General features: G+C 59.1%; 10 protein-coding genes. All 10 read left to right on the forward strand.

The features are described from left to right. The first annotated feature begins 1 nt into the window (after position 1). Positions 2–916 carry a phosphatidylinositol kinase gene (locus VJZ71_17690; protein ID HKQ49911.1) on the forward strand — a complete coding sequence of 305 codons (915 nt, stop codon included), beginning with the start codon at positions 2–4 and terminating at the stop codon, positions 914–916. 777 nt (positions 917–1,693) lie between these two features. After that, entirely contained in the window at positions 1,694–4,768 is a 3,075-nt protein-coding gene (locus VJZ71_17695; GenBank protein ID HKQ49912.1) for a type I restriction endonuclease subunit R, read from the forward strand. A 1,018-nt stretch (positions 4,769–5,786) separates the two neighbouring features. Then, positions 5,787–6,839, forward strand: a complete 1,053-nt coding sequence (locus VJZ71_17700; GenBank protein HKQ49913.1) for an XRE family transcriptional regulator — start codon at positions 5,787–5,789, stop codon at positions 6,837–6,839. Positions 6,840–6,911: 72 nt separating this feature from the next. Beyond that, positions 6,912–7,073: a hypothetical protein gene (locus tag VJZ71_17705; protein ID HKQ49914.1), complete on the forward strand. Its 162-nt coding sequence runs from the start codon at positions 6,912–6,914 to the stop codon at positions 7,071–7,073. A 360-nt stretch (positions 7,074–7,433) separates the two neighbouring features. Beyond that, positions 7,434–7,949 (forward strand): hypothetical protein, encoded by a 516-nt coding sequence (locus tag VJZ71_17710; protein HKQ49915.1) that lies wholly within the window; start codon positions 7,434–7,436, stop codon positions 7,947–7,949. A 205-nt stretch (positions 7,950–8,154) separates the two neighbouring features. Continuing rightward, entirely contained in the window at positions 8,155–8,742 is a 588-nt protein-coding gene (locus VJZ71_17715; GenBank protein ID HKQ49916.1) for a sigma factor, read from the forward strand. A 77-nt stretch (positions 8,743–8,819) separates the two neighbouring features. Beyond that, the gene (locus tag VJZ71_17720; GenBank protein HKQ49917.1) at positions 8,820–9,119 is read left to right on the forward strand and encodes a hypothetical protein; all 300 of its coding nucleotides are present in this window, start codon (positions 8,820–8,822) and stop codon (positions 9,117–9,119) included. After that, complete coding sequence (locus tag VJZ71_17725; protein HKQ49918.1) at positions 9,112–11,475, forward strand: phage/plasmid primase, P4 family; 2,364 nt, start codon at positions 9,112–9,114, stop codon at positions 11,473–11,475. The genes VJZ71_17720 and VJZ71_17725 overlap by 8 nt, the downstream gene beginning before the upstream one ends. Before the next feature lie 637 nt (positions 11,476–12,112). Continuing rightward, the gene (locus tag VJZ71_17730; protein HKQ49919.1) at positions 12,113–12,694 is read left to right on the forward strand and encodes a hypothetical protein; all 582 of its coding nucleotides are present in this window, start codon (positions 12,113–12,115) and stop codon (positions 12,692–12,694) included. A gap of 25 nt (positions 12,695–12,719) precedes the next feature. Then, positions 12,720–13,886, forward strand: a 1,167-nt coding sequence (locus VJZ71_17735) for a DNA methyltransferase (GenBank protein ID HKQ49920.1), incomplete at its 3' end; no start/stop codon positions are given.

Raw genomic sequence — 13,886 nt, forward strand, 5'->3', positions numbered from 1 at the left:
CATGTTCCCCGTCGTCCGCGTGAACTCGCGTCTGGCGTTGAGTCTGGAGTCGCTGGGTACGAAGCGCAAATTCTGGTTTCGCAATGGTGAGCGGCGAGTGCTCTTCAAGGCTGAAGAGCGCGGCACGGGCGAGGACTGGGCTGAGAAGATCGCGTGCGAGTTGTGCACGCAGATCGGGCTGCCGCATATTCATTACGAACTGGCGGTGGAGTCCGATGGCGAAAAGCCCGGCGTGGTTTGCGAGACCTGCGCCCCGCCGCCGACCGCGCTGGTGCTGGGCAACCAGTTGCTGCTCGCGCTGGACCCCGAGTATCCGGCGCTCGATGCCCGCAAGTTCAAGGTACGAGCGCACACGGTAGATGCGGTTGCCGAGGCGCTGGCGCATTTGAAACCACCACCCCCCCCGTGGACGACGGGGATGCCTGAGGGTATCGCGACTGCGCTGGACGTGTTCACTGGATACGTTATGCTCGACGCATGGGTCGCGAACCAAGACCGGCACCACGAAAATTGGGGCGTGCTCTTGATCGGCGATGTGCTTTATCTCGCGCCGACGTTCGACCACGGAGCGGCGATGGCCCGCAACCTAAAGGACGAAGAGCGGCATGAACGGCTGATCACAAAGGACATGGGTCGGCAGGTCGGTCCATTTGTGCGGCGGGCGCGGTCGGCGTTCTATGCTGACGCGGCGGTCACGCGGCCTATGACGACGGTGGAGGCATGGCGCGGATTCGCTGCGAAAGCTCCCGCAGCCGCCACTCTTTGGCTTGCGAGGTTGGCCAGTATCGATCAATCTATAATAAGAAGACTTCTTGCGGAAGTTCCCCCAAACCGGATGTCCAAGGTTTGCCGGGATTTCACGGCATCGTTGCTAGTCGAGAACCAGCGGCGGCTCTTGGCGAATGAGGAAGAATGAACAACGTACTTTTTATCGCATGGCGGTCTGGTGACTCCAGCAGTGGGTGCTGGGGCCCGGTTGGTCGGCTCGAACACGGTCCGGGCGGCTATCGGTTCGGGTATACACGTGGTGCTCGCTCCCTTAGAGGATTTCAGGCGTTTCCTGGCATGCCAGATTTAGGGGCTATCTACGAATCAGAGGACCTCCTCCCGGTGTTTTCAAACCGGCTTCTAGACCCTTCGCGCCCAGAATACCAGGCGTTCCTAACGTGGGGCGGCTTTGACCCGAATAATCCTCCGGATCCGATTGCCCTGCTGGGTGTGACGGGTGGACTGAAACAGACTGATGCCCTCGAAGTCTTTCCGTGTCCTCAGCCAGACCGTGAGGGGTGCTATCTTACGAAGTTCTTTCTTCATGGCGTTCGTTGGACACCCCCGGCAGCCCAGGAACGAATCGCTATGTTGGATGCGGGCGAAGCGCTTGGCCTGATGCTCGATATCTCCAACGAACACGACCGAAACGCAGTGGCGGTCCGGACGCGCGATGCGACCAACCGTTTCATTATCGGTTACGTTCCTCGATACTTGGCTCAGGAAGTTTGGGAGCTATTCCTTAAGTGTAATCCGCACTTCCTTGAATTGCATGTTGATCGCATTAACAAGGACGCACCACTCCAACAACGTGTGCTCTGTCGGCTGAATGCCTGTTGGCCTCCCGGCTTCCGTCCGTGCTGTCGCGAAGAATTTCAGCCGATTGCTTCGGCGCTATCGCCCTTATCCGTTGTAGGATGAGCGTGTGAATGAATACGACGTTGAACTCGCCGCGCTGACTTGGCTGCAATCGCTTGGATATGGACTTCGCCACGGCCCAGAGCTTGCGCCCGATGCTCCCGGTGCGGAGCGTGGCTCCTTTGACGAGGTCGTTTTCGCCACGCGGCTGCGCAGGGCTTTGGTCCGAATTAATTCGAGCGTTTCCCCCGACGCCCTCGATGAGGCATTCAGGCGCGTAACGCGTGTAGACGCGACGGACGCCGTCAGCCGAAATCGCGCCTTCCATCGGATGCTGGTCGATGGAATCACTATCGAGCAAAAGCGGCTCGACGGATCGATCGGCGGCGTCATCGTCCGGCTCGTCGATTTCGATAACCCCGAGAACAACGACTGGCTGGCGGTCAACCAGTTCACGGTAGCGGATGGCCAATACAACCGCCGCCCGGACATCGTCGTTTTTGTTAATGGGCTCCCGCTGGCCGTAATCGAACTCAAGAACGCGGCGGACGAACAGGCGACGATCTGGACCGCCTTCAACCAACTCCAGACGTACAAGCAGCAGGTCCCGGCGCTTCTTGCGTACAACGAGGCGCTGGTCATCTCAGACGGTCTCGGCGCTCGGATCGGCACGCTAACAGCCGACCGCGAGTGGTTCATGCCTTGGCGGACGACCGATGGCGAAACACTCGCGCCGGTGCGGATGGCCCAGTTGGAAGTCTTGCTGACCGGGGTTTTCGAGAAAAGGCGTTTCTTGCAACTGCTCCAGCACTTCATCGTCTTCGAAGACGAGGGGAACGGGCGCGTTTACAAGAAGATGGCCGGGTATCACCAGTTTCATGCGGTGAACCAGGCCGTGAGCGAAACGGTAAAAGCGTCCGCGGTGACCGGCGATCGACGGGTGGGCGTGGTTTGGCATACGCAGGGCTCGGGCAAGAGCCTGACAATGGCGTTTTATGCTGGACGGGTCATCGCCGACGCCGCGATGGAGAACCCGACGATCGTCGTGCTGACGGATCGGAACGACCTGGACGACCAGCTGTTCGGCGTGTTCTCGCGGTGCGACGAACTCCTGCGCCAGCCGCCGGAGCAGGCGACCGACCGCGCCGATTTGCGGGCACGATTGGCGCGGGCGTCCGGTGGCGTGGTCTTCACCACGATCCACAAGTTCTTCCCCGAGGAAAAGGGGGACAAGCACGCGGTGCTGTGCGATCGGCGCAACATCGTGGTCATCGCCGACGAGGCCCACCGGAGCCAATACGACTTCATCGACGGCTTCGCCCGGCACATGCGCGACGCGCTGCCGAAGGCGTCCTTCATCGGTTTCACCGGTACGCCGATCGAGAAGGCCGACGCCAATACCCGATCCGTCTTTGGCGACTACATCAGCGTCTACGACATCCAGCGAGCCGTGGAGGATGGCGCGACGGTGGCCATCTACTACGAGGGCCGCCTGGCGAAGCTGGCCCTCAAGCCCGAGGAGCGGCCCACGCTCGACGAGAGCTTTGAGGAGGCGACGGAGGGCGAGGAGATCGAGAACAAGGAGCGGCTCAAGACCAAGTGGGCGCAGCTCGAAGCGCTGGTCGGGTCGGAGAAGCGGGTCAAGCTGATCGCCGCCGATCTCGTCGCCCACTGGGAGCGGCGGCTTGAGGATGGCATGGAAGGCAAGGCCATGATCGTCTGCATGAGCCGGCGGATTTGCGTCGAGCTTTACAAAGAGATCGTCGCGTTACGTCCACAATGGCACGACGCGGCGGACGACCGTGGCACGATCAAGGTCGTCATGACGGGTTCAGCGTCCGACCCGACGGATTGGCAACAGCACATTCGCAACAAATCTAAGCGGGAGGAGCTGGCCAAGCGATTCAAGAATCCGAACGACCCGTTCAAGATCGTGATGGTCCGCGATATGTGGCTGACGGGCTTCGACGCGCCGTGCCTGCACACGATGTATGTCGACAAACCGATGCGCGGCCACGGGCTGATGCAGGCGATCGCCCGCGTCAATCGGGTCTTCCGCGACAAGCCCGGCGGTCTGGTGGTCGATTACCTGGGCCTGGCCCATGAACTCAAAAAAGCGTTGTCGGACTATACCGAGAGCGGCGGGACCGGCCAGACGGCTATCGACCAGGAAGAGGCCGTCGCCCTCATGCTGGAGAAGCACGAAGTCTGCTGCCAAATCTTCGAGGGCTTCGACTGGTCGGACTGGAATACCGGTCGGCCCGAGCAGCGGTTGTCGTTGCTGCCCGCGGCACAGGAACATGTCTTGTCCAAACGGGACGGTAAAAGCAAGTTCCTGTTGGCGGTGAAGGAATTGTCACAGGCGTTCGCCCTGTCCGTGCCACACGATGAGGCGATGCGTATTCGCGACGACGTGGGGTTTTTCCAGGCGGTTCGGGCGGCGCTGACGAAGGCCTCCGCGCGGGAGGGACGACCGCCGGAGGACATTGAATTCGCAATTCGCCAATTAGTGAGTCGGGCGGTGGCGTCGGAGGAAGTCATCGATATCTTCGCGGCCGCGGGACTCAAGAAGCCGGATATCTCAATCCTATCCGACGAGTTCCTTGCGGAGATCCGGGGAATGCCGCACCGCAATCTCGCGGTGGAATTGCTGCGGAAGCTGCTTACTGGCGAGATCAAGTCGCGCCGTCGAAAGAATCTGGTCCAGTCGCGTTCGTTCGCCGAAATGTTGGAAGAGTCCCTCAAAAAGTACCAGAACCGCGCGATCGAGGCCGCGCAGGTCATCGAGGAATTGATCGCGTTGGCCAGGGACATGCGCGAGGCGGACGAACGCGGGGCGGCGCTGGGACTATCCGATGATGAAGTGGCCTTCTACGACGCGCTTGGGGTGAACGATAGCGCGGTGAAGGTACTCGGCGATCCGACGCTTCAGAAGATCGCCCGCGAACTCGTCGAATCGGTCCGGGCGAACACGACAATCGACTGGACGATTAAGGAGTCGGTCCGAGCCAAGCTCCGCGTGCTCGTGAAGCGAATCCTGCGCAAGTACGGATACCCTCCTGATAAACAGGAGGCGGCGACAAAGACGGTTCTTGAACAGGCAGAACTCTTGTGTGAGGGATGGGCATCCGAAGTAGCCTGAGAGGTCGATGTCCTGCGAATCGCCCCTTCGCCAATCCCAAGACTGGCAAGATCGCGGTGAAGGTGATCAATCATTACGGCGACGAGGTGTTGAAGGTGTTTGAGGTGTGAGTAAGCGGGTGCTCATCAAGTTCCATGCAACGAACAGGCTTCCGATTCCACGAACGTCAGGAAGATGCACGCCGCACTTTGGGCAAGGGGGGCAATCTGAGGGGCGGGAACACTCAGCCCGGCAAAGTGACGCGAGATTGCCCAGAAGGCTGCCAAGGCCGGCGGAAAGAATAGAAATACCATAACATATTGTTATTGCTGTGTTTACGGCACGCATACTATTGTCGCATAATCCTACGCATTTTTTATGTTGATTTGCGTCGATCTGTTGGTACTATGATTCGATGCCAAGCCAACCATACCTTCCGTTTCGTAGGGACGCGGCGGCTCGCCGCAAAGCGATCCGAAGTACCGCTGCAGTTACCAAGATTCTTGCGGAAGCCGTAACCGGCGGCTGTGGCGATTGGTCCGAGAAGGCCGCGAATGACTTGATGCTCATGAGGCTAGGCCCGCGGTCGCATGCCAGCAATATCAATGACCTAATATGGGCGCGCATCGTAGAGAGCGAGTTCCCCACTGGCGTATCACTCCCAAAACTCCTGCCATTTTCTTATTTGAACGTTGGGGGAGAGTACTATGTCAGAGTCAAGAAGGTAGACCATCAGCTTTTCTATAGCAACGTCATTACGCACACGCAGGACGACGTTGGAGATCACGATTTCGATGGCGCCCTCATTCACATCCCAAAAGCCCGCTGGCTTGTGTTCGGATATTGGTTTGATCCAGGCAAGTTTACTACTACTGGCATGTGGTTGACATGCCAAGGCCATCGGCAACATTACTGGGAGCCGCACAAAATCATAAGGGAAGCGGGCGACGACGACGGCGAGGCGAATATTCCGATCATCAGGAAGCCTCCAACACCCCCGACTCCGAGAGTCAAAGTCAAGAAGATCGAAGGCAGGTAAATGGAAGCCCTGAACCGCAAGATGCTGGTTCTCGCAAGAGAATCGCGCGGACTTACCCAGTCCGCGTTGGCAGAGGCCGCAGAGATTCGGCAGTCTAGCATTTCGAGGTTTGAAAACGGGACGATAATGCCGGACGACGAAACATTACGCCGGCTGGCAGATTCACTTGATTACCCTGTTTCGTTTTTCTTTCAAACCGATGACGTGTATGGACTCACAAGCGGCTGTCTCTATTACCGAAAATTCAAGCGAATGCCGGTCGGCGAACTCAAGCGAATACACGCGATCATCAATATCTTACGAATGCAGGTGGCGCGCATACTCTCTGAAGTAGAGATCGAATCAGATAACGGATTTCCACAGCTTGACATAAGCAGATTCAAATACGACACCGATGCGATTGCACGCCTTGCGCGAGCCTCCTGGGGAATGCCGTTGGGGCCTGTGGAAAACCTTGTGGATTTCGTAGAGGCCGCTGGCGGCATCGTTATCCCGGTGTCGTTTGGAAGCCAATCCATCGACGCCATAAGCCAATGGACGCCGATGCTTCCGCCGCTGTTTTTTATCAATAGGGACCGGCCAGGTGACAGGATTCGTTGGACGCTCAGCCACGAAATTGGCCACGTTCTAATGCACAGAATGCCCAGCGAGAATCAAGAACAAGAGGCCGATCTCTTCGCGAGCGAATTCCTACTCCCAACAGAAGCAATCGAAAACGAGTTTCCGGCGAATGTGACTCTACAATCGTTGATACCGCTAAAAGCTAGATGGAAGGTGTCGCTTCAGGCGCTGATCATGAAGGCCAAGCGATTACAAGTAATAAGCGAAAGGAAGGCGCAGCAACTATTCATGGCAATAAGCAAGCATGGATGGCGAAAGGCAGAACCTGTCATTATCCCCAGGGAGTCGCCGACAGTAGTAGATAAATCAGTGCAAGCCATCCTTTTGAGTTCGACGCTAGAGGCGTTGGCTCAGCGACTTAACGCCAAACCATATGCCGTAGCACAGCTGCTTATGGCCTCCGAAGGCCCGCGATTACGAGTTGTAAAGTAGCGCGGAACATATAGGTGATTTTCTATCCTGACTTTTCTTACCCACACGGACAACACCCGCCTGTCGTCGATCATGCTCGACCATATCCGCAGCCTCTGCTACAACACTGGCCGGGCGTTCTACTGCGACTTCCAGCTCGGGCTACTAATGATCTGCGTTGATGCCGTGGACACGTTCGACGGGCACGAATTCATCGTCCGCGCACCGGCCAAGACTTCGTCGTCAACGATGTGATGCGCTATGCCATTCAAGCCGAACAAGCTTCAAGAGATACTCCTTCGAACACTCGAATCACTTCAAACCCGGGGATGCGAGTTCGTAACCGTTGAATCCAAGGCGAAGCCCTGGCGAATTAGGTTCGGCGACAATGTCCCAGAGCTAATCCTCCAGCTATGGACAGGTCTCGAACCGAATAAAATCAAGCACGAATTGTCATCGCTTCTAAGGCGACACTACGTCAGGTGTGCGGCGCGAGATCGCTGGCTTCCTATTCAGCGATGCCCGTGCATTCTCCACACTCCCAGGGGTCCAATCTACTCGTTCGAATGGGGGCCATGGCGAGACCCCGCACAGCCCGGTAGGCCTGGAGGAGAGGTGAAAGCAAATAAGTCTACTCGAAGCAGCCGCGAGTCCCCTTTTTTCGTGTCTATTGAGGAGGTCAAGACTTCATTCACCAAAGCTCGACCACTGCGTTGCGGCGCCTTGTACCTCAAAGATAGGGGATCGGGTTATTCAATCACGCCATCGGGCCTTACGCTCCTTGATTCGCTAGAACAGATTGCAAAGGCTCCGGAAAAATTAACTCGCCGTGAACGAGAAAAACTAAAACTCGCTATCGCAACAGTCGTAATGAAATCACTCCTGAAGGACGACGATTTGATTAGCACCTATGTGAAGGAAGGCTCTTACCGCAAGGCGGCCGCGTCCTTGAGCGATGACCACAAAAAGGTTTCGAAGGACGCAGTAATGCGAGCGGTACGACGCAAGGGCGGCCCCGCCGCTGTTAGATCTGAGTACAACAGCGCTTCGGTACGTCGCACTATCGCGTCGCAGCAACGCGACAAGAGGAAAAGATTTTCCACGCCATCGCAATCTCAGGATTCTGAATAACTTACGCGCCCTAAACGGGCGTGTCGCAACACTCAAAACCTACCAAAACCGCGACATCGACGGGTGCGGGTATAGGCCGTGAGGTCATAACCCGCCGGTCACTCGTCGTGAATCTCTGATTTTGGGCGGCGCGCGCCGCACGCGGAGATTCCGCGCGCATCAGTGACCCATCGCGGGCAGAGGCCTCCGGCACCCGGAGGCCATCATGGGTGCGTCCCTCCCCCGCGACGCGGATCTTCCCGCGTATGCCCGATCCCTGATCCGAATCAAGGCCCAGAAGTTAGTCCGGCGGACCGGCTTCAGCCGCTCTGACGAGGATGACGTGCGGCAGGAGTTGGCCGCAAGGTTGATCCAACAACTGCCGAAATTCGACCCCGCCCGGGCCGCTCTTAACACCTTTATCGCCCGCGTCGTGGATTCCGCCGTCAAGATGTACCTCCGCGACCGAGGGCGCCAAAAACGAGGCGAGGGGCGAATTGTCCAATCGCTCGACGTGGCGGTCGGCGAAGACAAGGGCCGGCCCGTCACCGGGGCCGAACTCCTCAACGAAGCCGACCACGCGCGTCGACTGGGCCTCGAAGCCAAGTCCGAGACCGAGCGGATCAACCAGAAGCTGACCGTCGAAGGCGTGTTAGCGAACCTGCCGCCTAACCTCCGCAAGCTGTGCCAGCGGCTGCCGCACGAAACCAAAACCGCCATTGCCCAAGACATGGGCATTACCCCACGAGAGTTAGAGTGCTTCATTGAGATGATCCGTCAGCGTTTCAGGGCTGCGGGCCTGGATGAACCCTGATTTTTATGGGCACGCCGTGCGCGGATGGCATAAGTAACCGGTGACGACCCTAAATAGGGGTTCGATAGGAGTACACCATGAAGTCAGACATGTTTCGCTTTGAGTTTGAACCGAGCGCGTCGCTGTCCGACGCGGAGATGACCTTGCACCTGGCCCTGCTGTCCGTGGAGGGCCTCTTTGGCGAGGCACGGGTGCGCCTCGAGGCCGGTTATCGCGTCGATCGGGCCAACCGCCAGATCACGGTCGATGGCGCTGGCGAGGTCGGCACGGCTCTGATTAAGGTTTTCACCGGCCTATTGAACCGTGAGTTTGGCGAGTCGGCGTTTCAGGTGCGGCCAGAGGGGGTCAGGGCGGAAACGGCGGCGGCCCATGGATAGCGCCGCGAACGACGACCAAGCGCCCTTGTCTCCATCGCCTTATTCCGTCGATTTCGATCTGATTCGTGCGCAGGTGCCCGTCGCCTTGCGCGACCAGCCCCAATGGGTCGCCTGGGGTTACGAGGAGCGCGACGGTCATCCAACAAAGGTGCCCGTGAATCCGCTGAAAGGGGTCAAGGCGTCCACTATAGATCCCGGCACGTGGGCGACCTTTGACCAATCCGTGATCGCCTGCGCGCGTGGCGGCCTCGACGGAATTGGTTTTGTCTTGACGGCCGACGATCCCTATTGCGGCATCGACCTGGATGGATGCATCGTGAATGGTCAGATCGTCCCCGAGGCCCGAGCGATCATCGACGACCTGGACAGCTATGCGGAGATCTCGCCCAGTGGGGCCGGCGTCAAATTATTCATCAAGGCGACGAAGCCCTCCTGGGCTGGTTGCAAGAGCAAGAAGGTCTCGGGTTTCAAACACGCCGAGATCTACGATAGTAAGCGGTTCTTCACCGTCACCGGCGACCATATTGCGGGCACATCGCAGGCGGTGGAAGAACGACAGGAGCCGCTCAAGGCGCTTTGCGAGCGGTTTTGGCCACAGGCATCGCCAACGTCGGATACGGCAGAATCATCGCCCCCACGAGAAATCCTCGAAGAGGCCCTCCCCAAGGCATTGACGGTTGACATGGAGTCCCGCGAGCAGCGTTGCCTGGCCTACGTCGCCAAGTGCCCGGACGCCGTCAGTGGCAATGGCGGCCACGACTCAACCCTACGAGCGGCGTGTGAGTGCTTCCGCTTCGGGCTCGACGAATCCGCGGCGTGGCGGGTCATGCGTTGGTTTAACGAAAAGAAAACCAACGGGGAGCAATGGACCGACAAGGAACTGAATCACAAGCTCGAATCGGCCCGGAAAATCGTCGAGAGCGCCGGGGAATTTGGGGCGCGGCTCGAAGACCTTGGCGTCCCGGCCTCCAGCATGAGCGCCGCGCAAATTGCGGCGCTGATGACCGATGTGGGCAACGCCGCCCGTCTTGTACAGCGCTTCGGCCACAAGATTCGCTATTGCCACGGAATGAATCAGTGGCTCATCTGGGATGGCCGGCGATGGAAACGGGACGAGCACGGCAGAATCGTCAAGCTCTGTAAACAAACTGCCCTGGCGATCCTCGACGAAGCCAAGCGGGGTTCCGACGACAAACAAGACAAGCTGATCGGCTGGGCAATGGCCAGTCAGAAACGGGATCGATTGATGGCGATGGCGGCGCTGGCCCAGCCGGACGTCGCCGTCGCCCCCGATGACCTCGACGCCGACCGCTGGGCATTCAATTGCCTCAATGGCACCATCGACCTGCGGACTGGCGCACTTCGACCGCACCAGCAACTGGACCTAATCACCAAGCTCGCCCCTGTCGAATACGACCCCGAGGCGACATGTCCCCGGTTCGATCAGTTCCTGGAGGAGATCTTTACACAGGACGAACTCATCACCTTCGTCCAGCGCTTGCAAGGCATGTGCCTGACCGGCGACGTCACCGAACAACTGATGCCGATCTATTACGGTCAAGGTAACAACGGAAAAAACGTCCTCCTCGACACCATCACCAGCCTCATGGGTGAATATGCCAGTGAGTCGCCGCCTGACCTCCTGACCGTCACCAAACACCGTGAACACCCCACCGAGATCGCCGACCTCTGCGGCCGGCGCTTGGTTATCGCCAGCGAGAGCGAGGAGGCGGCAACGCTACGCCTGCAGCTCGTCAAGCGGTTGACAGGCAACGCCCGCCTGAAGGGCCGTTTCATGCGGAAGGACTATTTCGAGTTCCCACGTACGCACAAGCTAATCATGGTGACGAACAACCAGCCCATCATCCGAGAGAATTCCGAGGCTGCGTGGCGGCGCATTCGACTGGTCCCCTTCAACGTAGTGATCCCGCCCGACCAGCGCGATCCGAATCTCCTGGCTAAGCTGGTTGCCGAGTGGTCCGGCATATTGGCCTGGCTGGTCCGAGGATGCCTCGACTGGCTGCGGGAGGGCCTCGGCGAACCGGCGGCCGTCACCTCGGCCACCTCGGATTATCGATGCGAACAGGACTTCCTCAGCGAGTTCTTCGCCGACCGTTGTGTATTTCAGCCTCAGGCCTGGGCCAGTCGCGCCGCGATCTTCGCGGCCTATCAAGAGTGGTCACAGAATAGCGGTGACCGCCAGCCCTTGGACCGAAGCGCCTTGTTTGGCCGTCTCCGCCGCAGAGAGGGTGTTAAGGAAGGGAATGGTCAGGAACACAACAAGAGCGTTCGAGGCTTCCGAGGAATCGGACTGCAAGTCCAAGCGCCCAATGACTTTGAGACGGGCCAAGAGTAGGTGCGCAACAAGCGCGGCAGGGCGCCACAGCCTTTTCCGTATTACCGGCCAATCCCCTCGCGTGGCGCTTATACGGAAACCCTTGCCGCGCCCTGCTGCGCCTGCCGCGCCCCCCCTTGATTGGCGCATTCCACCCTTCATCATGGCCTGTCTATGGGTCATGCCCGGCTGCTGCCGGCGTCGCAATTTTTTTTGAATTCTCCGGACAACCCCGCTCTGAACGGCATAAGTAACCCGTAGGCGGTTCCCCCGCGCGTGGCCGATGGGCTGCGCGTTGGAGGATCGCATGGAGTGCCATGAGCGTGGCATCTTTGGGTTCAATGGTTCCTTCCCGGCGATGCTGCGCGCTGAGGGCGTTGGAATACGTCAAAGGAATGGAAACACTTTCGCGCTGTCCGATTTTTTACAACCCGCGCCACCGCCGTGAGTTGCGTGCGATCTGGCCAGGGGTTGGTCCTGGCGGGTTCCTGGGTTGGCCGAGGACGCGACCCGTTGGGCCCTGGGCGACCCGGCGCGTGGCGGCGTACCCAACGTCGCCCGTTCCCACCCGTCGCGACGGGGGCGAACGTGGGGCGTTGGGGGCGAAAGTTGGCGGCGGTGTGGCGAGCGATGAGCGGTCGACGCCGGAGTGACGAGCATGGACCCCGAGGTTTTCAATCTGCCGCCCACGACGTCGGGATTTGGGCACATCGCGAACGAGTTTGGTTCGTACTTCCGCAATGTGACCGCGCCCATCCTGGTCCGGCGTTCGGGCCAATTAGTGATCCATGCATTTGCCTATTTTTCCCTCGAACCCCTGCGGCAATTTCAAATCCAATCAGCCTACCTTGCGTGGGGGATCGCCAGCATTTCCAACCCCGGCGGCGTGCTACAGGTCGGGGTGATCAACGAAGCGCTTTCGGCACCGGACGCCACGCTGTTTGCGGCCATCGGGGCTGCCGCACCCCTCGCGGCCGACCTTCCGGTCGTTGGCCCACAGACGACGGATTTGGCGTCGGTTATCGACGCCCTCCAGGCTTCGGCACAAGCCGGTGGATCGATAGGGTTGGGTTGGAGTTATGAGTTCGGCGCTGGCACCCGGCAATGCACGTTGGATGAGCCGCAACTGATCATCGAGGCGGTTCCCCGGTCCAACCTCGCGACGATGGGTTCAGCGGCGAAGTTCATGTTCATGGCCGCCCGAAGGCGACGGCGAAGGGGACGGGGACGGCGGAGATAGCCCACGACTGACAGGACGTCGAACGATGAAGATCGAAATGCTACAGGTTGATTCGATTCGCGAGTATGAGAAGAACCCTCGCATCATCAGCGAGGACGCCATCGCCGCCGTGGCTCAATCAATCAAGTCGTTCGGCTTCAAATGCCCGGTTATTGTGGACGCCGACGGCGTTCTAATTGCCGGGCATACACGCGCCAAGGCCGCCCGACAACTGGGACTGACGGAGGTGCCGGCGATCCGGGCGACCGACCTTACGCCCGAGCAGATCAAGGCCTTTCGAATTGCGGACAATCAGGTAGGAACACTTTCGAAGTGGGATTTCGAACTGCTGCCGATCGAGATGGCGGAGCTGAAGGACGTCAACATCGACTGGGGGTCGTTTGGATTTGACGCCGACCAGCTGGCCGTCATATTCGATCCGGGCATCAAGCAGGGTTTGACCGATCCAGACGATGTGCCGGAGCCACCGGACAAGGCGGTCACGCAACCGAATGATTTATGGATTCTCGGCAATCACCGCCTCCTGTGCGCCGATAGCAGCAGCGCCGCCGACGTCGATCGCCTGCTCGACGGCGCGCCGATCCATCTCGTTAACACCGATCCGCCATACAACGTAAAAGTTGAGCCGCGCTCTAACAATGCCATCGCCGCGGGCAACTCGTCATTTCCCAAAGCGAAAAAACGCACGCATCACCAATCGTTCGACGTCGCCCGCCAGGGCGAGAAGAAACGCACGACCACCAAGCTCCGCGCCAAAGACCGTCCGCTGGCGAATGACTTCGTCACGGACGAAGCATTCGACGCCCTGCTTCAGACCTGGTTTGAGAACATGGCACGCGTGCTGACACCCGGCCGCGGCTTCTACATCTGGGGTGGATACGCAAACCTCGGCAACTACCCGCCGGTCCTTAAGGCCAACGAACTCTATTTCAGCCAAGGCATCGTGTGGGACAAGGAGCATCCGGTCCTGACGCGCAAGGATTTCATGGGGGCCTTCGAGATCTGTTTCTACGGTTGGCGCGAAGGCGCGGCGCACGTGTATCTCGGCCCGAACAATGCGACCGACCTGTGGCACGTCAAGAAAGTAAACCCCAACGCGATGATCCACTTAACCGAGAAGCCCGTCGAGTTGGCGATTCGCGCGATGCAGTATTCGTCGCGCGCCGGCGAGAACGTGCTCGACCTATTTGGC

The organism is Phycisphaerae bacterium, assembly GCA_035275405.1.
Classification (GTDB): domain Bacteria; phylum Planctomycetota; class Phycisphaerae; order UBA1845; family UTPLA1; genus DATEMU01.